The sequence below is a fragment of the Winogradskyella eckloniae genome (genome assembly GCF_013249045.1).
Taxonomy (GTDB): domain Bacteria; phylum Bacteroidota; class Bacteroidia; order Flavobacteriales; family Flavobacteriaceae; genus Winogradskyella; species Winogradskyella eckloniae.
In genome coordinates this window covers 46632-73075 of record NZ_JABRWP010000007.1, presented here as the reverse complement: position 1 = coordinate 73075, position 26444 = coordinate 46632, and the positions used below count along the sequence as shown (strand labels likewise).

Annotated in this window: 23 protein-coding genes; 12 read left to right on the top strand and 11 right to left on the bottom strand. The window is 32.6% G+C overall.

Annotated elements, in window-relative coordinates; translation table 11 throughout:
• Positions 1 to 24: 24 nt before the first annotated feature.
• Together HNV08_RS12420 and HNV08_RS12415 are read left to right on the top strand one after the other, a co-directional pair.
• Positions 25 to 1122: a fatty acid desaturase family protein gene (locus HNV08_RS12420; RefSeq protein WP_173281651.1), complete on the top strand. Its 1098-nt coding sequence runs from the start codon at positions 25 to 27 to the stop codon at positions 1120 to 1122.
• A 36-nt stretch (positions 1123 to 1158) separates the two neighbouring features.
• Positions 1159 to 2343, top strand: a complete 1185-nt coding sequence (locus tag HNV08_RS12415) for a pyridoxal phosphate-dependent aminotransferase (protein WP_173281650.1) — start codon at positions 1159 to 1161, stop codon at positions 2341 to 2343.
• A 52-nt stretch (positions 2344 to 2395) separates the two neighbouring features.
• Here the strand turns inward: HNV08_RS12415 and HNV08_RS12410 are convergent, their stop codons facing one another.
• From HNV08_RS12410 to trkA, 5 genes are all read right to left on the bottom strand, one after another.
• On the bottom strand, positions 2396 to 2656 hold the full coding sequence (locus HNV08_RS12410) for a hypothetical protein (RefSeq protein WP_173281649.1): 261 nt from the start codon (positions 2654 to 2656) through the stop codon (positions 2396 to 2398).
• Positions 2657 to 2669: 13 nt separating this feature from the next.
• Positions 2670 to 2960 (bottom strand): hypothetical protein, encoded by a 291-nt coding sequence (locus tag HNV08_RS12405; RefSeq protein WP_173281648.1) that lies wholly within the window; start codon positions 2958 to 2960, stop codon positions 2670 to 2672.
• A gap of 130 nt (positions 2961 to 3090) precedes the next feature.
• Complete coding sequence (locus HNV08_RS12400; RefSeq protein ID WP_173281647.1) at positions 3091 to 3339, bottom strand: hypothetical protein; 249 nt, start codon at positions 3337 to 3339, stop codon at positions 3091 to 3093.
• 154 nt (positions 3340 to 3493) lie between these two features.
• Complete coding sequence (locus HNV08_RS12395) at positions 3494 to 4996, bottom strand: TrkH family potassium uptake protein (RefSeq protein ID WP_173281646.1); 1503 nt, start codon at positions 4994 to 4996, stop codon at positions 3494 to 3496.
• Positions 4997 to 5007: 11 nt separating this feature from the next.
• Complete coding sequence (gene trkA / locus HNV08_RS12390; protein WP_173281645.1) at positions 5008 to 6357, bottom strand: Trk system potassium transporter TrkA; 1350 nt, start codon at positions 6355 to 6357, stop codon at positions 5008 to 5010.
• Between the two features lie 198 nt (positions 6358 to 6555).
• On the opposite strand from trkA, the gene ubiE reads away from it, so the two are divergent.
• Together ubiE and porT are read left to right on the top strand one after the other, a co-directional pair.
• On the top strand, positions 6556 to 7287 hold the full coding sequence (gene ubiE / locus HNV08_RS12385) for a bifunctional demethylmenaquinone methyltransferase/2-methoxy-6-polyprenyl-1,4-benzoquinol methylase UbiE (RefSeq protein ID WP_173281754.1): 732 nt from the start codon (positions 6556 to 6558) through the stop codon (positions 7285 to 7287).
• Position 7288: 1 nt separating this feature from the next.
• On the top strand, positions 7289 to 8005 hold the full coding sequence (gene porT, locus HNV08_RS12380) for a type IX secretion/gliding motility protein PorT/SprT (protein ID WP_173281644.1): 717 nt from the start codon (positions 7289 to 7291) through the stop codon (positions 8003 to 8005).
• Here porT and HNV08_RS12375 read toward each other — a convergent pair.
• Positions 7992 to 8726 (bottom strand): TrmH family RNA methyltransferase, encoded by a 735-nt coding sequence (locus tag HNV08_RS12375; RefSeq protein ID WP_173281643.1) that lies wholly within the window; start codon positions 8724 to 8726, stop codon positions 7992 to 7994. The two genes, porT and HNV08_RS12375, sit on opposite strands and share 14 nt — an antisense overlap.
• A gap of 231 nt (positions 8727 to 8957) precedes the next feature.
• Between HNV08_RS12375 and tamL the strand changes: the two genes are divergently transcribed.
• The 3 genes from tamL to accD all read left to right on the top strand — a co-directional run bounded on the left by tamL (position 8958) and on the right by accD (position 13830).
• Positions 8958 to 11471, top strand: a complete 2514-nt coding sequence (gene tamL, locus HNV08_RS12370) for a translocation and assembly module lipoprotein TamL (protein ID WP_173281642.1) — start codon at positions 8958 to 8960, stop codon at positions 11469 to 11471.
• Between the two features lie 181 nt (positions 11472 to 11652).
• Positions 11653 to 12720, top strand: coding sequence for a class II fructose-bisphosphate aldolase (gene fbaA, locus HNV08_RS12365; RefSeq protein ID WP_173281641.1), 1068 nt, complete (start codon positions 11653 to 11655; stop codon positions 12718 to 12720).
• A 252-nt stretch (positions 12721 to 12972) separates the two neighbouring features.
• On the top strand, positions 12973 to 13830 hold the full coding sequence (gene accD / locus HNV08_RS12360; protein WP_173281640.1) for an acetyl-CoA carboxylase, carboxyltransferase subunit beta: 858 nt from the start codon (positions 12973 to 12975) through the stop codon (positions 13828 to 13830).
• A gap of 45 nt (positions 13831 to 13875) precedes the next feature.
• Here the strand turns inward: accD and HNV08_RS12355 are convergent, their stop codons facing one another.
• The gene (locus HNV08_RS12355; protein WP_173281639.1) at positions 13876 to 14985 is read right to left on the bottom strand and encodes a sensor histidine kinase; all 1110 of its coding nucleotides are present in this window, start codon (positions 14983 to 14985) and stop codon (positions 13876 to 13878) included.
• A gap of 191 nt (positions 14986 to 15176) precedes the next feature.
• On the opposite strand from HNV08_RS12355, the gene rpsO reads away from it, so the two are divergent.
• The 5 genes from rpsO (at position 15177) to rpe (ending at position 21578) form a co-directional block, all read left to right on the top strand.
• Entirely contained in the window at positions 15177 to 15446 is a 270-nt protein-coding gene (rpsO, locus tag HNV08_RS12350; RefSeq protein WP_173281638.1) for a 30S ribosomal protein S15, read from the top strand.
• 229 nt (positions 15447 to 15675) lie between these two features.
• On the top strand, positions 15676 to 17934 hold the full coding sequence (locus tag HNV08_RS12345; RefSeq protein WP_173281637.1) for a polyribonucleotide nucleotidyltransferase: 2259 nt from the start codon (positions 15676 to 15678) through the stop codon (positions 17932 to 17934).
• A gap of 183 nt (positions 17935 to 18117) precedes the next feature.
• On the top strand, positions 18118 to 19551 hold the full coding sequence (locus HNV08_RS12340; protein ID WP_173281636.1) for a glycosyltransferase: 1434 nt from the start codon (positions 18118 to 18120) through the stop codon (positions 19549 to 19551).
• A 273-nt stretch (positions 19552 to 19824) separates the two neighbouring features.
• Complete coding sequence (locus tag HNV08_RS12335; protein WP_173281635.1) at positions 19825 to 20688, top strand: sigma-70 family RNA polymerase sigma factor; 864 nt, start codon at positions 19825 to 19827, stop codon at positions 20686 to 20688.
• Between the two features lie 227 nt (positions 20689 to 20915).
• Positions 20916 to 21578 carry a ribulose-phosphate 3-epimerase gene (gene rpe / locus HNV08_RS12330; protein WP_173281634.1) on the top strand — a complete coding sequence of 221 codons (663 nt, stop codon included), beginning with the start codon at positions 20916 to 20918 and terminating at the stop codon, positions 21576 to 21578.
• A gap of 19 nt (positions 21579 to 21597) precedes the next feature.
• Here rpe and HNV08_RS12325 read toward each other — a convergent pair whose 3' ends face one another.
• From HNV08_RS12325 to HNV08_RS12310, 4 genes are all read right to left on the bottom strand, one after another.
• Positions 21598 to 22017 (bottom strand): CBS domain-containing protein, encoded by a 420-nt coding sequence (locus tag HNV08_RS12325; protein ID WP_173281633.1) that lies wholly within the window; start codon positions 22015 to 22017, stop codon positions 21598 to 21600.
• Between the two features lie 100 nt (positions 22018 to 22117).
• Positions 22118 to 24454 carry a GumC family protein gene (locus tag HNV08_RS12320; protein WP_173281632.1) on the bottom strand — a complete coding sequence of 779 codons (2337 nt, stop codon included), beginning with the start codon at positions 24452 to 24454 and terminating at the stop codon, positions 22118 to 22120.
• 1 nt (position 24455) lies between these two features.
• On the bottom strand, positions 24456 to 25217 hold the full coding sequence (locus tag HNV08_RS12315) for a polysaccharide biosynthesis/export family protein (RefSeq protein WP_173281631.1): 762 nt from the start codon (positions 25215 to 25217) through the stop codon (positions 24456 to 24458).
• Between the two features lie 80 nt (positions 25218 to 25297).
• The gene (locus tag HNV08_RS12310) at positions 25298 to 26389 is read right to left on the bottom strand and encodes a glycosyltransferase family 4 protein (protein ID WP_173281630.1); all 1092 of its coding nucleotides are present in this window, start codon (positions 26387 to 26389) and stop codon (positions 25298 to 25300) included.
• Positions 26390 to 26444: the final 55 nt, after the last annotated feature.

Below are 26444 nucleotides of genomic sequence, written 5' to 3'. Positions count from 1 at the left end.
GTTATAACATAAAAAGATAAACTAATGGCACAACAAACTGTAAAATTCTCTAGAACAGACTCTGCTAAATTCTTTAGAACCCTAAACAAACGCGTTAATAATTACTTCAAAGAAAATAATATAAAAAAAACAGGTAATTGGAAGCTTTATACTAAAGCCATAATTATGTTTACGCTTTTACTAGGTCCTTTAGTAATTTTATTATCTATTAATGACTTACCAGTGTGGTTACAAATTACACTCATGATTACAATTGGTATTGGTATGGCTGGAGTAGGTATGAACGTGATGCACGATGCCAATCATGGCTCTTTTTCTAGTAAAAAATGGGTTAATAAATTAATGGGAAGTAGTATTCATATATTAGCTGGAAACGACTACAACTGGAAAGTACAACACAATGTACTTCACCATACATATACTAATATCCAAGGCCATGATGAAGATATTGATGCAGGTAGAATAATTAGATTCTCCAAGCATGCTAAATGGTTGAAAATACATAAGTATCAAAAATATTATGCCTTTGTTTTGTATGGACTACTCACTGTAAATTGGGCCATAACTACCGATTTTAAACAAACCTATCAGTATTTAAAGAGAAAATTATCTTATGGGGATTTTCCGAATCCAGCAACACAATGGACTAAGTTAATTATTGGTAAAATACTTTACTATACCATTTGGGTTGTTTTACCATTAGCGCTAGGATATGCCTGGTGGGAAGTTTTAATAGGCTTTTTAATTATGCATTACACAGCCGGAATGATTTTAAGTGTCATTTTTCAATTAGCACACGTTATGCCAAATACTGAAATGCCTCTACCAGATGAAAATGGAACAATGAAAAATACTTGGGCTATTCATCAGCTATTTACGACGTCTAATTTTTCACCAAAAAGTTGGATTGTAGAATTCTATACAGGCGGATTAAATAGACAGGTTGAGCATCATTTGTTTTCAAACATTAGCCATGTACATTATAAGCACATTGCAAAAATAGTAAGAGAAACTGCACATGAGTTTAGTTTACCATACAATGAGTATAATACGATTTGGAAAGCAATTTCAGAACACTATCAACAATTAAAACAATTAGGTAAAAAGCCAACCTTGGCTTAATACATTCATTTCTTAGAATAAAATTAATACAACCACATGAACCAACTTTCGGATAGAATTAACAACCTAGCCACATCAGCTACACTTGCTATGGCGGCAAAAGCCAGAGAATTAAGAGCAGAAGGAAAAGATATAATAGGATTAAGCTTAGGCGAACCAGACTTTGATACACCAGATTTTATTAAAGACGCTGCTATTGAAGCCGTAAACCAAAACTACAACAGTTATACACCAGTAGATGGCTATGTAGAATTGAAGGAAGCTATTATCACTAAATTTAAACGTGATAACAACCTTAGTTATACCTTACCACAAATTGTAGTTTCTACAGGTGCAAAACAAGCTTTATACAATATAGCTTCTGTAATGTTAAATGAAGGAGACGAAGTGATTTTACCTTGTCCGTACTGGGTAAGTTACAGCGACATCATTAAACTTAATGATGGTGTACCCGTTGAAGTTAAAACGTCTATAGAAAACGATTTTAAAATGACAGCGGCTCAACTTGAAGCTGCTATTACGCCAAAAACAAAAATGATTTGGTACAGTTCTCCTTGTAACCCAAGTGGTTCTGTTTACAGTAAAGAGGAACTTAGAGCATTAGCAGATGTATTACAAAAACATCCTAATATTTATGTCGTATCAGATGAAATCTATGAACATATTAATTTTAAAGGTGGTCATTTTAGCATGGCTGAATTTGAAGATATGTATGATAGAACCGTAACTATAAATGGCGTTTCTAAAGCTTTTGCTATGACGGGTTGGAGAATTGGTTACATTGGCGCACCAGATTGGATTGCTAGAGCTTGTAACAAAATTCAAGGGCAAGTTACTAGTGGTGCCAACTGTATTGCACAACGTGCCGTAATTACCGCTTTAGAAGCACCTGCATCTTGTGTAAAATATATGGTTGACGAATTTAAAGTAAGACGAAAATTAATTTTAGATCTTTTAAGTGAAATTGAAGGCTTTAAATCTAATGAGCCAGAAGGTGCGTTTTATGTATTCCCTAATATTTCAGCTTATTTTGGAAAGACGATTAAAGGAAAAACCATCAATAATGCCTCTGATTTTTCTTTATTTTTGTTAGAAGAAGCCTTAGTAGCAACTGTTACTGGTGAAGCATTTGGAAATCCGGATTGCATTAGAATATCTTACGCAGCATCTCAAGAACAAATTACTGAAGCTATAAAGCGTATTAAAGCAGCATTAAGCTAAACGTCAATAGGCATAAAAATAAAAAGGGCTTTCTAATGTTAGAAAGCCCTTTTTATTTTATAATAATTCCTACCAGAAGACTTAGAATAAGCACCGTTATTATTACTACCTTTAATCGCAAAATTCGGTTATCCTTTTTTAACTTTTTTTCAATAGCTATTAATAACTCTGGAGTCGCTTTAGGAAAATCATATTCTGGTTTTTCTGGATTAACCTTCCGTCTGTATTCATTCTTAAACCTTACGCTCTTAGAACGCAGATTATCATTGTTCTTAAGTGTAATTATCATGGTCTGTACAACACCAAAACTCATAAAAATTATGTTTTTAAAGATTAAGGGAAATCAATTCTACAATGCCGTCAATAGCATATAAAAAAACACATAGTAGCATAATAAATAAAATAGTCGTAAGCATAACTACTTTTAGCATTCTAATTTTATGTTCTACTTGCAAACGTTTCCTTAAATCTTGCAATTGCTTCGTCGATGCTTTAGGTAAGTTATATTCTGTTTTACTATTTGGGGAATAACCACCAAGTCTATTTCTTAACTTATCACGTTTAGACAGTAGGTTTAGATTATTTTTAATACTAACTTGCATTGCTCCTGTAGACATAATGTATTGGATTTAAATAGTTTTAAAAAAGAATTATTATAGCAACAACATGTATAACACACGTTGCAAAAGACCTAAAAGGCACAAATTAATGTGCCAGTTGAGAGTTCATATAGTGTACTAATGCCTACTAAAAGATTGCAATTAATACCATGGCAAAGACTGTTAATTTTAAAATTGCTCCAGTATGGTTTACCATTCTAAATTGAGACGACTTAATGCGTTGTCTTATTCCGAATATTGATTTTTTTGTAGAGCTTCTATAATTCTCTTTTACAATAGATTTGTAACGCGAATTTAATAAGCCTTTTGTTGTAACCTTAGATACCGCAATGGGTTCTGGTACTGATTCTAATGATGTGTTTAATACTAATTCCATGATTGATGATTTTAATTGATTATACAAATATGACGTACATTTCATAAAAATGTTACAACATGTATACCAACACCAAACCAAATAATAGTATCTAAAAACGTGAAACTATTAGGAATAATATAGGCTAGGAATAATTAAAAAAAAGTTGAAAATTTTATCTATTTCTCCAAAAGAATGGCGTCAATAAGATTAAAACAGTAAACAATTCTAATCTACCAATAAGCATTAGAAACGAAGCCCACCATTTTCCTAAAGGCGGTAATGCTGCATAATTATTTACAGGTCCAAAATCACCCAAAGCTGGCCCAACATTTCCCAAACTTGATGCAGACAGTCCTATGGCGGATTCAAAATCCATTTGAAACATCGAAAACACCAAAGCACCTACAATAAAAGATAACATATATAAAATAAAGAATCCTAATACATTGAATACAATATCTTTTGACACAGATTTACCATTATATCGTACAGGCACAATAGCATTAGGATGTAAAGCTCGTTTAAATTCTAAAAAACTATTTTTTATTAAAATTAACTGACGCATTACCTTTACACCACCAGAAGTACTTCCTGCAGAACCTCCTAAAAACATTAACCCAAAAAAGAAAACCGTTAAAAACGGTGTCCATAAGGTATAATCGGCAGTAACAAATCCTGTGGTTGTAATGACACTTAAAACCTGAAACAATGCGTGCCTAAACGCACTTTCTCCCTCGCCTAACACCATAGGATGATCAATTGATGATAAAGACACATCAGCTCTAAAGTAAATTAATACTGCAGCAACAAGGGTAAATACTGCAATAAATTTGAAATAAAGTTTAAACTCTTCATCTTCTAGGATTTTACCAACCTTGCCTTTAAACAAGTAATAACTCAATACAAAATTGGTACCTGCTAAAAACATAAAGAAAATAATGATGTATTGTATAATTGGATTATCATTCCAATAAGCCACACTGGCATTTTTTGTTGAAAACCCACCTGTAGACAACGTGCTCAAAGCATGGTTAATGGCATCAAAAAATGACATGCCTGCAATTTGTAAAAGAATAGTTTCTGCCGCTGTATAGCCAAAATAAATTAACCACAATCGCTTCGCTGTATCTGTAATTCTAGGATGCAGTTTATCACCACCTGGTCCTGGCGCTTCTGCCGCAAACAACTGCATACCACCAACACCTAACAATGGCAAAATAGCAATAGCGAGGACAATAATACCCATACCACCAATCCAATGTGTAATACTTCTCCAAAATAACACACCTTTGGGCACAATCTCAATATCATTTAAGATACTTGCTCCAGTTGTAGAATAACCAGACATGGTTTCAAAAAAAGCATCAGTAAAGGACGGAATTGCCTCAGTAACAAGATATGGCAATGTGCCAGACAAAGACATCACAATCCAACCAAAAGCCACTACAATATAGCCTTCACGTTTGTTCATTTCTTTGCGGTGATCTTTAGTTCTATACATCACTAAAGCGCCTATTAACAAGGTTACAATACCTGCCAAAAACAATTCTAGAGTAACGCCATCCTTATATATAAGACTTATTAATGTTGAAATAAGCATAAACCCACCATTGAATAATAGCAGTAGTCCAAAAAAATGAAAAATTATTTTATAATTGAGTTTTATACGAGACATCAAATATTCAATTATGTGAAAAATGTTTCTACTTCAGAAATTGAACGCGGAAGACAACAAACCACAACTCTATCGCCAGCTTCTATTTTAAAATTCCCTAAAGGTATTAATCCTTTCCCTTCTCTTATAACACCTCCAAAAATAGCTGATCGCGGAAATTTTAAATCCTTTATTAGTTTATTCGTGATTTTAGAATTTGGCTTTACCACAAACTCTAACAGCTCTGCATTCATATTGGTAAGTTTGGTCATTGCCACAACCTCACCTTTTCTTATATATCTAAAAATATTGTTTGCTGCTAATAGCTTCTTATTAATTAATGTATCAATACCAATAGATTGTGACAATTGATAGTAATCCATATTTTCTACTAAGGCAATGGTCTTTTTAACACCTTTAGATTTTGCCAAAAGACAAGACATAATATTAGTTTCAGAATTACCTGTTACAGCAATAAACGCATCCATATCCGAAACATTTTCTTCATCTAATATTTCAACATTTCTTCCATCACCACAAATCACAAGAGCGTTTGGTAAATCTTCAGCAAGCTCCTCTGCCACACCTCTTTTACTCTCAACAATTTTGACATTAAACTTACTAGCACATAAATCTTTGGCTGTTTTATAACCAATCTGACTTCCGCCAAGAATCATAATATCCTTTATCTCAACCTTTACCTTACCTGATAATTCAAACAATTCTTCGTCTCCACCCTTACAGGTCATAAAAACGACTTTATCACCTTCTTTAAAAATTGTATCTCCTCGTGGTATAATAGTATATTGTGTTCCTAAACGTTGAATTGCTATAGGAATAAAATTCAATTCAGAATAGAGTTCTGCCGCTTGCTTTACGGTTTTATCTACAAATGTTGCCGTTCTTGATATTCGTAAACCTAGCATCGTTAATGCACCTTCCTCAAACTCATAGGTATCGTTAAATCCATATTGATTTAACAACAACTCTATCTCTGAAGCTGCTAATGATTCCGGAGAAATTAATTCATCAATACCTATATTTGAAAACCCAACAGTATCTTTGTGCTCTATAAACTCTGTATTAGAAATTCTTGCAATAGTTCGTTTTGCGCCTAGTTGTTTGGCTAATACACATGCTGTTATATTGGTAGTTTCAGAAGATGTTACTGCAATAAATAAAGCTGCTGTTTCTATACGTGCATCCCTTAAAACTTCAATAGAAGTTGCATCTCCTTTAATAGTTCTAATATCTAAATGCTCACCAGCATAACCTAAACTATCCTTTTTAGTGTCTATTAAGGTGATTTCTTGTGACTCGTAAGAAAGAAGTTTCGCCAAATGAAATCCTACTTCACCTGCACCTGCGATTATTATTTTCATTGTTTCTTGTTGAAATAAACATACAAATATACTTATAACTTATAAGTTAATGAGTGCATTAAGGACTTAAAGTTTTTTAACCAAAACCATTTTGAGTTCAATTATTATAAAACTGGGCTAAATTCACTTTTTATTTAACTTTAAATACTAACAATTATAGCGACTTATAACTTCTTAGTATATTTGCCAAAAATTTTTATGGCCGAAAAAATTAATCCATATAAGGATAGTGACCAATCCAAGAAGGTTCAGGTCACTAAAATGTTCGATACAATTTCTAAAGAATATGATGGTTTAAACCGTGTAATTTCGTTTGGAATAGACATTAAGTGGAGAAATAAAGTTGTAAAATTAGTTTCCAAAAACAAACCTAACAACATCTTAGATATTGCCACTGGCACAGGAGATTTAGCGATAAGTTTAGCCTCTACAAATGCTAAAGACATTATTGGTTTAGACATTAGTGATGGCATGTTAGAGGTTGGTAGACAAAAAATTAAAGACAAAAAATTAGATCAAATTATCTCAATGATTATTGGAGATTCTGAGGATTTACCTTTTGAAGACAACACCTTTGATGCCATTACCGTTTCTTTTGGAGTGCGCAATTTTGAAAACTTAGAAAAAGGACTAGCCGAAATTTTAAGAGTTCTAAAACCAAATGGCATTTTTGTAATTCTTGAAACTTCAATTCCTACAAACCCTATTTATAAAGCAGGTTACAAAGCCTACACAACCTTAATTTTACCAACTATTGGAAAATTGTTTTCTAAAGACCGTGTAGCCTATAAATACCTATGTGAATCGGCTTCTGTATTTCCTTATGGTAAAGCTTTGAACAATATTTTATCAAAAATTGGGTTTACTAATGTGAAACATCAACCTCAAACCATGGGCGTTGCAACAATTTACTCAGCATCTAAAGCATAATATGAAACGTATAGTATTCATCTTAATAATTTTGTTTGTCTTTCAAGACTTGTCGGCACAAATGTTTACCAAAGAGCGTGTTACCAATACGGTAGATAATATTGATAAAAAGTTTTTAACTTGGGGCTATTTTATTGGCTATAATCAATATGACTTTAATTTTGATTACAACCAGAATTTAGAAGACATACAGGTTGAAACCACTGGAGGTTTTCATTTAGGTCTAATTGGAGATATGAGAATCAATGATTACCTAAACTTACGATTAGAACCAGGTGTTTTCTTTACCACGAGAAATCTTCAGTATGACGAGAGTTACTTTAATGGCATGGCATTTAATGACTCCGATTTATTGAGAGAAGTAAAGTCTACCTATGTCCATATTCCTTTATTGTTAAAAATCTCTACAAAGCGCATTAACAATTTTAAACCTTTTGTAATAGGAGGTATTTCTACGGCATTAAACCTTTCGAGCAATCAAGACAATCCTAATGATAACAGTTCTGGAGAGTTTAGAATGACTAAAAACTCGTACTTCTATGAAATTGGTTTCGGAATTGATTTGTACCTGTTATATTTTAAATTTACACCATCAATTCGTGGTATTTTTGCTATTAATGATGAAAACATTAGAGATGCAGATCCTAATAGTCCATGGACAGGTAATATCTCTAAAATGCAAACTAGAGGCCTTTTTATTAACCTCACATTTCAATAGAACGGCGTTTAAATTCGCTTAATACTATTGCCGTTGCGTTAGCTACATTTAAACTTTCTGTAGCCTTAGTCGTACCAAACTTAGGAATAGTTAATTGTCTATCTATACAATTTTTTATTGCTTCAGAAATACCATTGGCCTCATTGCCAAGAACTACAATCCCTTCTTGTTTTATATTTGCCGTATAAATATTTTCGCCTTCTAGTAAGGTTCCCATAACGGTTAATCCTGACGTATTTAAATAATGCTCTAAGTCTAAATAATGCACATTAACACGTGTTAACGAACCCATTGTAGCTTGTACCACTTTAGCGTTATAACAATCAACGGTATTAACACTACAAACCAAATCTACCACACCATACCAATCACAAAGTCTAATTATGGTGCCTAAATTTCCGGGATCACGTACATCATCTAAAGCAACAATTAATCCAGTATCTTGAACGGGTTTCTTTTCCGGAATTTCAAAAACAGCTAAGGCTACATTAGGATTTTTTAAAGCAGATACTTTTTTTAATTCAGTCGCCGTAATGTCGTGAACTAAATGCTCGGGGGCTTCAAACATAGATTTTGTAGTGTATAGCGTTTTTAAGTTATAATTCGAATTTAAAAATTCTGAAATCCCTTTAATCCCTTCAACCGTAAACCAACCGTGTTGTTGTCTATTTTTTTTTAAACTTAAACTTTTAATTAACTTAATCTGATTCCTTGATAACATTAAAATGTCTTTACATTTGTTTAACGAAACACCTAATTTACAAAGTAAACCTTTTTTTTGGTTTTATTTTATTCAAATTAAAAGGGACTAAACTATTTCTAAAAAAGAAATGGTATTATTTTTGTTTTGTTAATACCTTTATTATTAAACTCAAAGCCATTTAACTTGCGTCAACAGAATACCATTTTAAATAGAATAACTAAGTCATATTATGTTGTAGGCATAATATGTATGTCAATTCTATTTTCGTGTAATGTTGTAAAACGTGTACAGGATGGCGAACACCTCATTACTGATAATACTATAGTAGAAGATGGTAGCACTGTAATGTCTGAACGTATTAATAATATCGTTATACAGAAAACCAACTCCGGAATGCGTAAATTCTTCGGGTTTCCTTTAAAACTTCATATTTACAACCTCGCAAGACCAAATATTGATTCTATATTAGAAGCTAATGTATTAAGTGATTCTTTAAAAGTAAAGCGTAAAATTGGACTATTGTCTAAAAAACAATTTGACAAACTAATGAGTTCGCGCAAAAATTTTAATGCTTGGTTAAAACGAACTGGTGAAGCGCCTGTAATATATGATGAAGACAAAACATTAAAAACGGCGAATAATCTTAGAAAATATTACTATAGCAAGGGTTGGTTTAATAATAAAGTAACGTTTGAAACCGTAAAAGACAGCAATAAGTTAGCCCAAGTCACTTATAATGTTGTTAAACACAAACCTTATATATTAGACTCTGTAAACGCTATAATTAGTAGTCCTGCTATTGAAGCTATCTATGCTAGAATAGCTAGAAACAGTTTATTAAAAACAGGAGAACAATACGATTCTCAGAATTATGAAAATGAACGCGAACGCATAAACACATTACTTAGAAATTCTGGTTTTTATCATTTTGGGCAAGATTATATACGATTTGAAATAGACACCATTGACACCAACCACAAAGTACAAACCGATCTTAAAATTGCTAATCGAATAATAAGAGGAAATGATTCTGTAACAGTGACACCATTTAAAGTATATAAAATAAGAGAAGTCAATGTTTTTACGGACAGTAATTTTAATAACAGATTTAAAGCTATAACAGATACAGTTAATTATAAAAAATACAATCTATATAGTAAAGAAAAACTAAGGTATAGAGCAAAGGCATTAACAGATGCTATTTTTATCAATAAAGGCGAAATTTATAGTGATTTAGCCAGAAGCAGAACACAGCGGTACTTAAACGACCTACAAATGTTTAGATATCCTGATATAGAATTTATTGAAAATGAAGACGACTCTACGCTTACAGCCAATATAAGGCTAGAACCTAAAAAGAAATACAGCTTAAGTTTTGACCCTGAAATTAATACGAGTAATATCCAAACCATTGGGTTTTCATTTAGCACAGGATTAAAAATCAGAAATGTATTTAGAGGCGCAGAAACTCTAGATATATCTGGTATTGCAGCAATTGGAGCCTCTAAAAGCAGAAACGATCCTGAAGCCGCTTTTTTTGATATTAATGAGTTTGGTGGTAATATTAGATTAACAATTCCTAGAATTTTTAGTCCGTTTAATACCAATAAAATTATTCCGAAATACATGTCGCCAAGTACAAGTATTAATCTGTCCGCAACCAGTCAGCAAAATATAGGCTTAGACAAACAATCACTATCTGGTATTTTTAGTTATAACTGGTTTCCGTCTAAAACCGTAACCAACAAACTCGACTTATTTAATGTTAATTTTGTAAAAAATCTAAATACCAGTAATTATTTTGGGGTTTATACCAATTCGTATAATAGCTTAACATCTATAGCAGAAGATATTGGTTACATCACAGAAGACGAGGATTTATATGACAGTTCTTTATCTGCACCATACGAACCTGCAGACGTTTTTATCGCAAATGTATTGAGCAACAATACGAGTTTAGAGCCAGGCGATAGTGATTATTCAACGGTTCAAAATATCGAGGAACGAAAAGAGCGACTTACAGAAGATAACCTTATTTTTTCAACGAGTTTTGATTACAAAAAAGACAAAAGAAAAAATATATTCGACAATGATTTTTCGGTGTTTAAATGGCGCGTAGAATTAGCAGGTAATTTACTATCTACTATTTCAGACCTTTCAGGCCTCAATAAAAATCAAGATAACAACTATGAAGTTTTTGGTGTCGCGTTTTCGCAATACATAAAAACCGAAGTGGATTATGTAAAATATTTAGACTTAGGAAGACAAAATGTACTCGCCTTTCGTAGTTATGCAGGTATAGCCATTCCTTACGGAAATTCTAACAGTATACCTTTTGCCGAAAGTTTCTTTGCAGGTGGTCCTAATGATAATAGAGCTTGGTCGGCATACAATTTAGGTCCTGGCAGCTCGCAATCTACCAACGAATTTAATGAAGCCAATTTTAAAATTCACCTAAGTGCAGAGCAACGATTTAGTTTATTTGGTGCATTTCAAGGCGCTGTTTTTATCGATGCAGGTAATATTTGGAATGTTTTAGATAATGTTGAAGATGACGCAGCAACCTTTACAAGCCTTAAAGATCTCAAAGATATTGCTGTAGGTTCTGGCTTCGGAATTCGATACGATTTTGATTTCTTTGTCCTTCGTTTTGACACAGGATTTAAAACCTATGACCCTTCACAAACTGATAGCAAGCGTTGGTTTAGAAACTACAATTTCACAAATGCCGTATACAACATAGGGATTAACTACCCTTTTTAAGTGGTATTTATTTTTTGAAAGCACGGTAACAATATGCTCAATTGGGTTAAAAATACTGAAGCACACACTACGATCTTTTGAAATCATTACTACAACGATTTCGGTATTTTAAACGACTTCTAAGTATAAAAACTCTTAAAATTTACGTATTTTTGAGTACTAAATTTTCAATTCAATAATTATGAGTCACAATATTAAACCTGGTGTTGCTACAGGTAAAGAAGTTCAAAATATTTTCAATTACGCAAAAAAGAAAGGCTTTGCCTTACCTGCTGTCAATGTAATAGGTTCTAACTCTATTAATGGTGTTTTAGAAACAGCAAAAGCTTTAAACGCACCAGTGATTATTCAATTTTCTAATGGAGGTGCACAATTTAATGCAGGAAAAGGATTAGGAAACGAGAATCAAATAGGTGCTATTTCTGGTGCAATTGCAGGTGCTAAGCACGTTCACCAAATGGCAGAAACTTATGGTGTTCCTGTAATTTTACATACAGATCATTGTGCCAAAAAGTTGTTACCATGGATTGACGGTTTACTAGATGCTAGTGAAAAGCATTTTGAAGAAACAGGTAAACCACTTTATAGTTCTCATATGATTGATTTATCTGAAGAACCACTAGAAGAAAACATAGAAATCTGTAAAAAATACCTTGAGCGTATGAGCAAAATGGGTATGACCTTAGAAATTGAATTAGGTATTACAGGTGGTGAAGAAGATGGTGTAGATAACAGTGATGTGGATGCTTCAAAACTATACACACAACCAGAAGAAGTGGCATATGCGTATGAAGAGTTAAGTAAGGTAGGTGATCAATTTACCATTGCAGCTGCATTTGGAAACGTACATGGTGTTTACCGACCAGGAAACGTAAAATTAACGCCAAAAATATTAAAAAACTCACAAGATTATATCACAGAGAAATATGGTGTTGAACATAATCATATAGATTTTGTTTTTCATGGTGGATCTGGTTCTACGGTCGAAGAAATTAGAGAAGGTATAAGCTACGGCGTTATTAAGATGAACATTGATACAGATATGCAATACGCCTTTTTAAGTGGTGTTAGAGACTATGTACAAGACAAAAAAGATTATTTACAATCTCAAATAGGAAATCCAGATGGTAATGACGTACCAAACAAAAAGTACTATGATCCTAGAGTATGGTTACGAAAAGGAGAAGATGCTTTTGTAGAACGACTTAAAAAAGCATTTGAAGATTTAAATAACGTCAATACGTTATAATCTTATTTTAGAAAATAAAAAATAAACCCATTAGAACTTAAAATCAGAGTTTTAATGGGTCTTTATTTATATATAATTCTCTAAATTCGATATAATTTGTCCATTTTTTGAGTTATATTTATTAAAATAGTAATTTTGTACGCTATTTAATAACAAATTACAACTAACTAATTCAACTAGATTTTAAGTAACCAACTTATTATCATAAACCTATCCTAAGCATTGGCAAAGGATTAAAATCGTAACCTAAATATGGCTTGGTTTAAAAGAAAAGATAAAGGTATACATACCTCAACTGAAGAAAAAAAAGACACACCTAAAGGACTTTGGTACAAATCACCTACAGGTAAAATTATTGATACTAAAGAACTTGAACAAAATTTTTACGTAAGCCCAGAAGATGGATATCACGTAAGAATTGGAAGTAATGAGTATTTTCAAATCCTTTTTGATGATAATAAATTTAAAGAACTAGACCCAAATTTAACATCTAAAGATCCTCTTAAATTTGAGGACACAAAAAAATATCCAGACCGTCTAAAAGCGGCTCAAGCAAAAACAAAACTAAAGGATGCTGTACGTACTGCTGTTGGTAAATCTAACGGGAAAGATTTAGTAATTGCATGTATGGATTTTAGTTTTATTGGAGGCTCAATGGGTAGTGTTGTTGGTGAAAAAATTGCAAGAGCAGCAGAATACGCTTTAAAAAAGAAAACGCCTTTTATGATTATCAGTAAATCTGGTGGAGCACGTATGATGGAAGCTGCGTTATCTTTAATGCAATTAGCAAAAACCTCTGTAAAACTAGCACAGTTAGCAGATGCTGGTATTCCTTACATTTCACTATGTACAGACCCAACAACGGGAGGCACAACAGCTTCGTTTGCCATGCTTGGAGATATTAATATTGCAGAACCTGGTGCTTTAATTGGGTTTGCTGGACCAAGAATTGTTAGAGATACCACAGGTAAAGAGTTACCTGAAGGGTTTCAAACTTCAGAATTTTTATTAGAACATGGGTTTTTAGATTTTATTTCGCATAGAAAAGATCTTAAAAATAAAATCAACTTATATATAGATTTGATTACAAATCAGCCCATAAGAGCATAAATAAAAAAGAGGTCCAAAGACCTCTTTTTTTATTTTATTTAATTCTTAATTACCCTTTTTAAAAAATATTGAGAATTCTGTTCCTACGTCTACTTCGCTACTAACGTCCACGCGACCACCTAAAGATTCTATATGATTTTTGGTAATAAAAAGTCCAATACCAATAGCATCTTCATTGTTGTGGAAGGTTTTATACATTTGAAAAAGTGTATCACCATATTTTTCTAAATCAATCCCAAGACCATTATCTTTTATTTTAAGCACCACATAATCATTTTCAATCGTAGAACTCAACTCAATGATGGGCAACCTTTTATCTGACTTATACTTAATAGCGTTAGTTAAAAAGTTAAGAATTATACTATCAACATAGGCTGGCTTACCTTTTATACAAATGTCTTCATCGATTTCATTATATATAGTAGCTTCTGCATTTTGCGCTAATGCAATAATATTATAAGTCGCTTTTTCGGCATAATCATAAAGATTAAGTGATGCCATTTTAGACTCTTCAATCTCTCTAATTTTAGCCACTTGTGTTAAATGATCTACAGTTTCTTGCAAATTAGAAATGGCCATCTTCAATAATTGAAAATTTTCATTAGTCGTTAATTTTGCATTATCATCCTCTAAAAACTCAGTGAGCAGTGACAAATTCCCAGAGTGCGATCTTAAGTTATGCGTCACAATATTGGCAAAAGACCTTAATCTATCATTTTGCTCTTCGGCAACACTGAGCATCAATTTCAATTTATCCTGATTTCTTTGTCTTTTAGTAATATCAGTGAACTGCCAAATCATGTGCGGACGTCCTTCTTTAAAATAGACTAAAGACACATAAATTAAAATCCAAATAATAGAACCATTTCTATGAAAATAACGTTGTTTTACACGATATTTATCAATATTTCCTTTTATCAGTTCTTCAAATTTTTCTTCATGAACACCAAGATCTTGAGCGTACACAATATTATTGATGTCCATGTTAAATAATTCCCATCGTGTATAACCAAAAATATCGCAGACACTTTCGTTTACTTTTAACCAATTTCCATCAAGGTTTACGATAGCAATACCATTGTAGGTATTATTAAAAGTGCGTTCTAATACCTCGTAGGCATTAGAGAAATTTCTTAGATGACTTGAGACTTTCATTTATTAAGTTTAAATGGATTAATCTTTATTGAAAGTTATTAGTTAATAAGGGTTAACTGGGAAAAATCATAAACTGCATTATATTATTATTAAAAGTTACAAAAAAAAAGCCAAATCACAAAAAAATAGTATATTTGCCGCTCGAAAGAAAATCTTTCGTGTACATAACAATCATTTACAATAATATTAGAATGTATTTAACAAAAGACGCAAAAGAAGAAATCTTCGCAAAACACGGTAAAGGAAAAAACGATACTGGATCTGCTGAAGGACAAATTGCTTTATTTACAGCAAGAATTAATCACTTAACGGAACACTTAAAAAACAATCGTAAAGATTTTAATACAGAGCGTTCATTAGTAAAATTAGTAGGTAAGCGTCGTGCTTTACTAGACTATTTAACTAAGAAGGATATCTTAAGATATCGTGCAATAGTGAAAGAATTAGGATTAAGAAAATAATCTCAATAAAAAGACCACGCCTAACAGCGTGGTTTTTTGGTATAAAACAACTCGGTTTTGGACGAGTATAAAAACCAAAATTGAAGAAGCTAGATACTGAAACAAATTCAGGACTAACAGTTTTTCATTGGTCAAACAACAACTACTACACAACAACACAACGACCATTGTTTAACAATTTTCTAACGTACAACAAGGTGTTTAGGTTAGAATTAGAATTAAAAAATTTATGATTCCAAAGGTATTTAAAGAGGTCATAGACCTTGGTGATGGTAGAGAAATCTCTATCGAAACCGGAAAATTAGCAAAACAGGCACATGGTTCTGTGGTTGTTCAATCTGGAAAATGTATGCTTTTGTGTACTGTTGTTTCCAACTACAAACAAGCAGATGTTGACTTTTTACCGTTAACAGTAGATTACAGAGAAAAATTTGCTGCTGCAGGTCGTTATCCTGGTGGTTTCTTTAAAAGAGAAGCAAGACCAAGTGATGGCGAAGTATTAACAATGCGTTTAGTAGACCGTGTTTTACGTCCATTATTCCCAAAGGATTACCACTCTGAAACTCAGGTAATGATCCAGTTAATGTCTCATGATGATGACGTTATGCCAGATGCTATGGCAGGTTTAGCGGCTTCTGCTGCTATTCAACTATCAGATTTCCCATTTGAATGCCCAATCTCAGAAGCTAGAGTTGGTCGTGTAAACGGAGAATTTATCATTAACCCAACACGTGCACAATTAGAGGAGTCTGACATTGATATGATGATTGGAGCTTCAGCTGATTCTGTGATGATGGTTGAAGGTGAAATGGATGAAATTTCTGAAGAAGAAATGACAGAAGCTATTAAATTTGCTCACGAAGCCATTAAAGTACAATGTGCTGCGCAAGTAAAATTAGCTGAAGCATTCGGTAAAAAAGAAACTAGAGAATATGAACCAGAACGTGAAGATGCAGATTTAGCTGCTAAAATTCACGACATGGCTTATGATAAAGTATATGCTGTTGCTCAAGCAGGTTCTGCTAAGCATGAGCGTAGTGCTGCATTTGGCGAAATTAAAGAAGAGATTATTGCTTCTTTCTCTGAGGAAGAGCAAGCCGATTACGGTGGATTAATTTCTAAATATTACAGCAAAGCCGAAAAAGCAGCTGTTAGAGATTTAACTTTAAACGAAGGTTTACGTTTAGATGGACGTAAAACTGATGAAATTAGACCAATTTGGTGTGAGGTAGATTATTTACCATCAACACACGGTTCTTCAATATTTACTCGTGGAGAAACTCAAGCATTAGCTACAGTTACTTTAGGTACAAGTAGAGAAGCCAACCAAATTGACATGCCTTCTTATGAAGGTGAAGAGCGTTTTTATTTACACTACAACTTCCCTCCTTTTTCAACGGGTGAAGCAAGACCAATTCGTGGAACATCACGTCGTGAGGTAGGACATGGTAACTTAGCGCAACGTGCATTAAAAGGTATGGTTCCTGATGATTGTCCATATACAGTTCGTGTAGTTTCTGAAATTTTAGAATCTAACGGTTCCTCTTCTATGGCAACTGTTTGTGCTGGTACAATGGCGATGATGGATGCTGGTGTACAGTTAAAGAAACCTGTTTCTGGTATTGCCATGGGATTAATTTCTGATGCAGACTCTGGTAAGTACGCTGTTCTTTCTGATATCTTAGGTGATGAAGATCACTTAGGCGATATGGATTTTAAAGTTACTGGTACTGCAGATGGTATTACAGCTTGTCAAATGGATATTAAAGTTAAAGGATTATCATACGAAATTCTTGTAAATGCTTTAAAACAAGCGCGTGATGGTCGTTTACATATTTTAGGTAAAATTACCGAAACTATTGAAACACCTAATGCAGATGTTAAAGATCATGCACCTACAATGGTATCTAGACGTATTCCTAATGAATTCATTGGTGCCTTAATTGGACCTGGTGGAAAAGTGATTCAGGAAATGCAAAAAGAAACAGAGACTACTATTGTTATTAATGAAGATCCTGTTACAGAAGAAGGTATCGTTGAAATTTTAGGGGTTGGAAGAAAAGGTATTGATGCTGTTATGGCAAAAATAGATTCTTTATTATTTAAGCCAGAAGTTGGTAGCGTTTACGAAGTTAAAGTTATTAAAATGCTAGACTTTGGTGCTGTAGTAGAGTATGTTGAAGCTCCAGGAAACGAAGTTTTATTACATGTTTCTGAATTAGCATGGGAAAGAACTGAAAATGTATCTGATGTAGTAAACATGGGCGATGTTTTTGATGTAAAATACTTTGGTATAGACAAACGTACTCGTAAAGAGAAAGTGTCTAGAAAGGCTATTTTACCAAAACCAGAAGGTTATGTTGAAAGACCACCAAGAGACAACTCTAGAGATAATCGTGGTGGACGAGATAACAGAGGTAGAGATAATCGTGGACGCGATAACCGTCGTGATGATCGTAAACCTAGACATGATAAGAAAGAAGATTAATCAATCCTCTTTTTACACCCACAAAACCCTAAATAGAGTTAATCTATTTAGGGTTTTGTCTTTTTATATACTGCAGAAAAGGGACAACTAAATTAAGATATGTTAAATAAATCTCAAATTCAGTCTAAACCGTAATTGTCAACGTACATATATTTTAATTAATCAATCCAACAATTAAGATTTATGTCATCACTAAAAAAATCTAATCAAAAAAAATCTTCTACCAACACAAAAAACAGAACACAAACCTTAGTTCATAATTTCAATTCATTTCTAAACAGTACATCCAAAACAGAAAATCCATACAATAAGATTGTACTTATTAGTTCGTTTTTACTTTTTGTGATTGGTATTTACTTTTTATATGTATTCCATAACGACTTTGAATTATTTAGGGCCAAAAAGACTAGTACGACTTTGGGGTACAGCTTTATTACTTTAGCAACAAGCTTATTTATTTTTAAAGTGGCGTTTTTTATTTTTAAAGCATATAATTATTTCAAATATAAGCCCATTGAAACCGTCTCAGATGATGAATTACCTACAGTTACCGTTATTGTACCTGCATATAATGAAGGTAAGCAAGTTTGGGACACATTAATGAGTATTACTAATAGTGATTATCCAGAGCATAAGTTACAGATTATTTCCATAGATGATGGGAGTAAAGATGACACTTGGGAATGGATGCTCGATGCAAAAAACAAATTAGGAAACCGATTAGAAATTTACCAACAACCTCATAATCAAGGGAAGCGTCATGCACTTTATCGCGGATTTAATTTAGGCACTGGAGATATTTATGTGACCATAGATAGCGACTCTATAGTTACCAAAGAAACATTAAGAAATTTAGTAAGTCCATTTAGTATTGATCCACAATGTGGAGCTGTCGCTGGCAATATTAGGGTATTAAATAATAAAAAAGATATCCTCCCAAAAATGCTCGACGTTAGTTTTGTAATGAGTTTTGAATTTGTACGCTCTGCAGAAAGTAACCTCAACTCTGTATTATGTACTCCTGGTGCATTAGCTGCATATAGAAGTAAGGCTGTTCACAAATGCTTGCCGCAATGGATCAATCAAACCTTTATGGGACAACCTTCTGATATAGGTGAGGATAGAGCTATGACAAACATGATTTTAAAACAAGGAAAACATGTATTATTTCAAAAAAATGCTGTGGCCTATACCAATGTGCCGGACCAATACTTAGGCTTGTATAAAATGTTTATTCGTTGGGGAAGAAGTAATGTGCGCGAGAATTTAGAAATGGCTAAATATGTCTTCACTAATTTTAGAAATGACGGTAAATCTGGGACGCGTTTCCTTTTTATTAGTCAGTTTTTAAAAATATTAATGAGTTATCCTTTACTAATTTCAATGCTGTTTTTTGTAGTAGTTCATCCGTTATTGTTCTTAGGTTCTACGCTAGTTAGTATCTTAATTGCATCAACGTTTTCCGTTTTGTTTTTCACAAGTCAATATAAAACCACACAAGGGATTTGGGCCTATTCGTATAGTATAATGTACACCTTTGCTTTATTTTGGATTACACCTTACGCTATTGCGACTGCAAATAAGCGTGGTTGGTTAACACGTGAATTAACGGATTAAATGTATTTTGAATTGTCAGGTATGCCATTAAAAACAGGACGATTACAACCCAATATAGTAGAGCTCAATGCTCCAAGCAAACTAGTTAGAAACTCTAATGAATAGAGAATGTTGCCGAGAATAACGACACATAAAATGGAATTAAATTGTAAGTATTGATGGTTTACTTTTAAAAATTTAATATTTTTTTATAATTCTGTAACATTTTTATGCATTTTTACGTATAATTAGTGCAACACAGCGTTGCCTTAAATTGCACAAATCTAAAATTGAATGAGACAGCTTAAAATTACCAAGCAGGTAACCAATAGAGAAACTGCATCGTTAGATAAATATTTACAAGAAATTGGTAAAGTAGATCTTATTACTGCAGATGAAGAAGTAGAATTAGCTCAGCGTATTAAAGCTGGTGACCAAATTGCTTTAGAAAAGTTAACTAAGGCTAACCTTCGTTTCGTAGTATCTGTAGCTAAGCAATACCAAAATCAAGGATTAACATTACCAGATTTAATTAATGAAGGTAATTTAGGTCTAATAAAAGCAGCCCAACGTTTTGATGAAACCCGTGGATTTAAATTTATTTCTTATGCGGTTTGGTGGATAAGACAATCTATCTTACAAGCATTGGCAGAACAGTCGCGAATTGTTCGTTTACCGTTAAATAAAATTGGATCTATTAATAAAATAAATAAGACATTTGCATTTTTAGAGCAAAGTCATGAGCGTCCACCTTCTGCAGAAGAAATTGCAAAAGAATTGGATATGACCATAAATGACGTTAAGGAGTCTTTAAAGAACTCTGGTCGTCACGTCAGTATGGATGCGCCATTAGTTGAAGGAGAAGACTCCAATTTATATGATGTATTACGTAGTGGAGAGTCGCCAAATCCTGATAGGGAATTATTACATGAATCCTTACGTACTGAGATTGAACGAGCGTTAGAAACATTGACACCACGAGAAGCCGATGTCATTCGCTTATATTTTGGCTTAGCAAGTCAACACCCAATGACTTTAGAAGAAATTGGAGAGACTTTTGACTTAACACGAGAGCGTGTAAGACAAATAAAAGAAAAAGCTATTAGACGTTTAAAGCATACCTCTAGAAGTAAAATATTAAAAACATATTTAGGTTAGGTTGAGTAAATTATTACGACTAATCTAATGAAGGTAACAACAGTTACAAACATAACTGTTCGTTTTTTGATTGATGAAAGAACCCACGGCTGATTACCGTGGGTTCATTTTTTTATAACCTTTTTTCTTTTTTAAATATAGACGAAAAAACATTGGTTGTTACAGCCAGATTATTCATAAATTTCGTGTTAAATTAATTACCTTTACCGCAACTTAAAATTCATATAATGGCTTCTAAATTAATTGCACCATCCATGCTAGCTGCAGATTTTGGCAATCTTCAACGTGATACTGAAATGGTTAACAATAGTGATGCCGATTGGTTTCATATTGATGTAATGGACGGCCATTTTGTTCCTAATATATCATACGGAATGCCTGTGATTTCGGCTATAAAAAAACATGCGACTAAGCCATTAGACGTGCATCTAATGATTGAAAAGCCTGAACGTTATATTGAAGAATTCGCAAAAGTAGGTGCCGATATTATTACCGTACATTATGAATCTACTGTACATCTGCATCGTACCTTAAGACAAATAAAAGATGCTGGTTGTAAAGCAGGAATTGTACTTAATATTACGACACCACTTAATGTACTAGAAGACATTTTGCCAGAATGCTATATGATCTTGCTAATGTCTATTAATCCTGGGTTTGGCGGTCAAAAATTTGAAGATATTACTTATAAGCGTGTAAAAAATCTTCGAAAGATGATTAATGCCCAAGGCTTGGAAACACGCATAGAAATTGATGGTGGTGTTACCGATAAAAACATACAACAATTAGTTGAGGCTGGCGCAGATACTTTTGTTGCTGGTAGCCATGTTTTTAAAAGTGACAATCCAACTGCTACGATAAAAAATCTAAAAGACCTAGCCAATCAATAAGGCGATATGAAGGTGATTCTTATAGTTGTTTAATTAAATATTTAATTAAGTCTGTCGAAGTGACGATACCAACAAGAATACCATTATCTACTACTGGCAAGGCGTGAAATTCCTTTTCTGCTAAAATTTGAGAAACTGCTTTTATTGAAGTATTTGAGGATACTGTTACCACATTTTTCACCATTACTTGATCTATAGTAAACATATTATAAACCAAGGAATCTACTTCTGTTTCTCCTTCATCTACGGCATCCGCAAAACTAATGCGTAGCAAATCAGTATAACTTAACATACCTAAAACAACCTCTTCTTTTACAATAGGAATATGTCTTATTTTATGTCTTTTAAAAAGTAATTCTGCTTTTTCTAAATCATCATCTCTGTTTAAAGCGATGATATCTTTAGTCATTATTTTGGAAATTGGGATAGCATAAGTCATGTTTTCTACGTTTTATAATTCACTAATAAAAGTAAATCACATAGGCTTTAAAAAAAATGACATTTATCAGCTCATGGCATACCTATACAGCTCCTAAATTTTATTCTTTGCTTCCATAACCGTAGTTATAACCATAGTTATAACCGTATCCGTAAGATTTGTTGGTATCTACACTATTTAATACGTACGCCATATTCTTTAATTTACCAGACTCAAACAAATCTTTAGAGTAGTTTAAAAGATTTTTCTCTGTATAATTTGCACGTACCAAATAGATGGTCGCATCTGCTAATTGAGAAATAAGCATGGTGTCTGTAACCAAAATCGTTGGAGCCGTATCTACAACGATGTAGTCATACTCTAACTGTGCTTCCTCTAACAATTTTTTAAAACGACCGTTAGTTAATAAATGTGCTGGGTTTGGAGGAATGCTTCCAGATAAAATAATATCATGATTAGGATGTTTCTCAAATCCCTTTATTAATGCTTCTCTCCAATCGTAATCTGAGTCATGTAAATAATTAGATAATCCTGGCTTATGTTTCTCTACTGAGATATGTGTATGTATCTGCGGGTTTCTTAAATCTGCACCTATCAATAACACTTTTCGGTTAATACTAGATAAAGACAGGGATAAATTTATGCTAACATAAGTTTTACCTTCTCCTTTAATTGTTGATGTACTAAAGATAATCCTTCCCTTATCTTTAATTTTAGGAGGTAAAATATAATCAACATTAGAACTTAAAATTCTAAAAGCCTCAGCTTGTACTGAATTATCTTCAGGGTTACTAAATATTAACTGTTGATCTTTTACTCTTGGTAACTCACCTACAATTGGCGTTTTCGCATTTCTTTCTATGACATCATCTCTTCCTTTTACTTTTGTGTCTAATAAGTGTTTTACATAAATAACGGCAATTGGAATTAACAACCCACACAATAATGCCAATAAATATACACTTCTAGGAATTGGAGAAATTGCTGGCCCTGCAGAAATTGCATATTCTACAACTTTAATTGATGGTTCCGTTATAGCGAGATTAATTGCCGCTTCCTCTCTTTTCTGAAGTAAAAAGAGATATAAACTTTGCTTAATTTCACGTTGCCTCTCAATATCTACAATTGCTTTTTCTTTTGCAGGTAAACTATATACTTGAGATGAAAACTTTCGGTTTTTTCTCAATAACTGCGCCTTACTCGCTTCTAATTGTTTAGAATAAGAATCAATGGAAGCGTAAATATTAGATTTAACTTCCTTTAATTTTGATTCTAATATAATGACATTAGGATTATTCTTTCCGGCGCTTGTAACGAACTTATCACGCTCTAATACCAGCGTATTATAGTTATCCACTAAGCCATTTACACTAGCATTATTTAGACCAATATTTGCCGCCAATAAGTCCGTATTAGAGTTTGGATGCTCTATAGACTCCTGTAACATTTTGGTGAGCATCATTTGATTTTCTAATGCAAACAATTCTTCTTCAGATATTGTCCTTTGAGTAATTCCCAATTGAGCATCTGATTCAATAGTGATTAAATTATTATCTTGTTTATAATCTTGAATACCTAATTCAATAGAGTCTAACTCTCTAGCTAATAACTTAAATCTTTTATCAATAAAATCAATGGTACGTCTTGAGATATCTTGTCGATCACTAATTCCATCTTCATTAAATACATCTATAAGCGTATTTAATACACGTTCATTTTTTAATTTACTTTGACTACTAAAATTCAATTGAAGTAAATCACTATTTTTTCCTAAAACGCCTACGCCAACACTTCCTTTTAATCCTTTAGTTACAGATGAAATTGAAGAAAACTTAACAATATAAGATTTGCCCACAAGCTGATCTACTTTGATCTCGTCATATAAACTTAGTTCAAAAGGTAGATTGTGCGTTGTTTTAGTTGAATTAAAATCCGGAAATACTAAAGTCCGTCCTGTACTTGATGGTGTTACTTCAAATTCATTTGGTTTAACCTCTATTACATAAGATGAACTTACATAAATACTATCATTACTAATTGTTTTGGTAATGCTAAATGGTAATTGATTAACTTCAGTAGTTAAAACATTCCCTTCTTCATAAAATCGCATGGTTAAATCTAAACGATCTACCACGTTTTCAATAATACGATATGACTTAAGTATCTCTATTTCATTTTCAAGATTGATATTAGAGCGATTAAATACAAATGCAGAAGATGGTAATTCTAAACCTTTTGTTTTATTTAATATTTTAATTTTAGCATTTGCCGTGTATACTTTTGGTGTATATCTCAAATACATATAACCAGTTACAAGGGCTAAAACAACACACAGTATAAACCAAGGCCAATACTGCAAATACTTTTGTATTTCTTTCTTAATAAATTCGCCTCTATCTGAATCGGATTTATAACTACTTTCTGTAACCTGACTCATCTTATTTTGAAATTAAAACTACTGTTGATAATAATATAGACACTACAGAAATAACAGTACCAACATTACCAATAAACCCGGCACTTTTTACCTTTGGGTTATTTGGATCTACAATTATTGTATCATTGGGTTTTATAAAACTATATGGGCCGTTTAACCAGTCTGCAGACGTTAAATCTATATGTGCTATCTGTTGTATACCGTTTTCGTATCTAATAATTTTTATATCTTCTCGCTTTCCATTAATCGTTAAATCACCAGCATAACCTAATGCTTGCAGTAAGGTGATATTCTGTTCCGTAAAGCTAAACGTTCCAGGTTGATTAACTTGGCCTAAAATAGTGACTTTAGCATTTATTAAACGTACATCAACTGAAGGGTTTATTAAATGATCGCCTTCCTCTAATTCTTGTTTTAGATATTCTGACAATTGCTGAGTTGTCATATTCTCAACTGAAATTAAACCTAAAACAGGAAACTTAATCGTTGCGTTTTCTGACACTAAATACCCATCTAATTGCATGATATCAAGACTACCAACACTTCCGTTACCATTAGTTGACTTATTATATGGTATAGCAGATTCTGGTATTAACGCACCTACATTAATTCTTAACACATCGTTAGGCTGTATTTTTGAACTAACATAAGTAATTTCTTTATTAGAATATTGATCCACATCTTGTAGATAAAGAATCTCTTTTTTACTCGTACAAGAAAATAAGAGCATAACGCCTAGCAAACAAAAAAAGTACTTTAACATTATTTTAAATATTTATGAGGGACAAATATAACGGAATTAAAGTTTAAAAAACGAATAGTTAATATTGTCTATAATTAAAACTATTTACCTTTAACCCAATCAAAAACAAAATATAAAGAGTATAAAAATGTACCTGAAACGAGTAATATTATTAGTTGCCAATTTATATCTAAATCTTTACTCAAATAAGCAATTATTATTAAAATGATATTAATAAAAACAATTGTTATCGTGGTTTGAACATGAGAAAAACCACAACTTAAAAAACGGTGATGTAAGTGATTATTATCTGCCGAAAACGGACTTTTTTTATGGATCACTATCCTAATAAAAAAAATTCTTAAGGTATCTAATAATGGAAAAAATAAGATTGACAACGTTAACACTGGAGACGACCAACGAAACAGACTTGATGAAGAACTTTCTGAAGCATCAATAAAACGTACCGCAAAAACGGAAATAATAAACCCTAATATCATTGAACCAGAGTCACCCATGAACATTTTTCTACGTTTAGAAAAATTAAAATATAAAAATGAAATAAGTGCTCCAATGACCGATGCGGCTAACACCACCATACTAATGTCATTATATAAATAAAACAGTACACCAAAAGCACAACAGGCCATTAAGGCTAAGCTTCCTGCTAATCCATCTACACCATCAATTAAATTAAAAGCGTTAATAACTAATAAGTAAACAAACAGCGTGAAAGCAACAGATATCCAATATGGCATAATGGTAATCCCTAATACACCTGAAAACCCATAAATCCGTGTATCCGTAAATATAATCAGCAACAAAGCCGCTAACAATTGTCCCATAAATTTTTTACGTGGAGACAAAATTAAAATATCATCTTTTAATCCTAAAAAAAACAAAAGCGTAATACTCCCTAAGATTAAAAACAAGCTTTTAGTTTCTAAGGTTGCTCCTGTAATTGTGATTGAAACAACTATACTCAAATATAAGCCTATACCTCCTAAATTTGGAACGGTACCTTTGTGACTACTACGGTCACCGGACCTATCCATTAAATTTTTCTTTAAAGCTACTAATATAATTGCCGGATAACTTGCAAATGCAACTACAAAAGAAATGCCAGACGCTATAAGAACCAGCCAACCAACGTAATCTATTGGATTAAAATTTTCGAGTAATTCTTTTATCATGACTTTTCTTGCTACATTTAAAAGTTATGCAATGCAAAGATGCATAAAAATTTAT

Coding starts and splice junctions, on each gene's coding strand:
- HNV08_RS12420 (WP_173281651.1), top strand. CDS start 25: ATGGCACAACAAACTGTAAAATTCTCTAGAACAGACTCTGCTAAATTC.
- HNV08_RS12415 (WP_173281650.1), top strand. CDS start 1,159: ATGAACCAACTTTCGGATAGAATTAACAACCTAGCCACATCAGCTACA.
- HNV08_RS12410 (WP_173281649.1), bottom strand. CDS start 2,656: ATGAGTTTTGGTGTTGTACAGACCATGATAATTACACTTAAGAACAAT.
- HNV08_RS12405 (WP_173281648.1), bottom strand. CDS start 2,960: ATGTCTACAGGAGCAATGCAAGTTAGTATTAAAAATAATCTAAACCTA.
- HNV08_RS12400 (WP_173281647.1), bottom strand. CDS start 3,339: ATGGAATTAGTATTAAACACATCATTAGAATCAGTACCAGAACCCATT.
- HNV08_RS12395 (WP_173281646.1), bottom strand. CDS start 4,996: ATGTCTCGTATAAAACTCAATTATAAAATAATTTTTCATTTTTTTGGA.
- trkA (WP_173281645.1), bottom strand. CDS start 6,357: ATGAAAATAATAATCGCAGGTGCAGGTGAAGTAGGATTTCATTTGGCG.
- ubiE (WP_173281754.1), top strand. CDS start 6,556: ATGGCCGAAAAAATTAATCCATATAAGGATAGTGACCAATCCAAGAAG.
- porT (WP_173281644.1), top strand. CDS start 7,289: ATGAAACGTATAGTATTCATCTTAATAATTTTGTTTGTCTTTCAAGAC.
- HNV08_RS12375 (WP_173281643.1), bottom strand. CDS start 8,726: ATGTTATCAAGGAATCAGATTAAGTTAATTAAAAGTTTAAGTTTAAAA.
- tamL (WP_173281642.1), top strand. CDS start 8,958: ATGTCAATTCTATTTTCGTGTAATGTTGTAAAACGTGTACAGGATGGC.
- fbaA (WP_173281641.1), top strand. CDS start 11,653: ATGAGTCACAATATTAAACCTGGTGTTGCTACAGGTAAAGAAGTTCAA.
- accD (WP_173281640.1), top strand. CDS start 12,973: ATGGCTTGGTTTAAAAGAAAAGATAAAGGTATACATACCTCAACTGAA.
- HNV08_RS12355 (WP_173281639.1), bottom strand. CDS start 14,985: ATGAAAGTCTCAAGTCATCTAAGAAATTTCTCTAATGCCTACGAGGTA.
- rpsO (WP_173281638.1), top strand. CDS start 15,177: ATGTATTTAACAAAAGACGCAAAAGAAGAAATCTTCGCAAAACACGGT.
- HNV08_RS12345 (WP_173281637.1), top strand. CDS start 15,676: ATGATTCCAAAGGTATTTAAAGAGGTCATAGACCTTGGTGATGGTAGA.
- HNV08_RS12340 (WP_173281636.1), top strand. CDS start 18,118: ATGTCATCACTAAAAAAATCTAATCAAAAAAAATCTTCTACCAACACA.
- HNV08_RS12335 (WP_173281635.1), top strand. CDS start 19,825: ATGAGACAGCTTAAAATTACCAAGCAGGTAACCAATAGAGAAACTGCA.
- rpe (WP_173281634.1), top strand. CDS start 20,916: ATGGCTTCTAAATTAATTGCACCATCCATGCTAGCTGCAGATTTTGGC.
- HNV08_RS12325 (WP_173281633.1), bottom strand. CDS start 22,017: ATGACTTATGCTATCCCAATTTCCAAAATAATGACTAAAGATATCATC.
- HNV08_RS12320 (WP_173281632.1), bottom strand. CDS start 24,454: ATGAGTCAGGTTACAGAAAGTAGTTATAAATCCGATTCAGATAGAGGC.
- HNV08_RS12315 (WP_173281631.1), bottom strand. CDS start 25,217: ATGTTAAAGTACTTTTTTTGTTTGCTAGGCGTTATGCTCTTATTTTCT.
- HNV08_RS12310 (WP_173281630.1), bottom strand. CDS start 26,389: ATGATAAAAGAATTACTCGAAAATTTTAATCCAATAGATTACGTTGGT.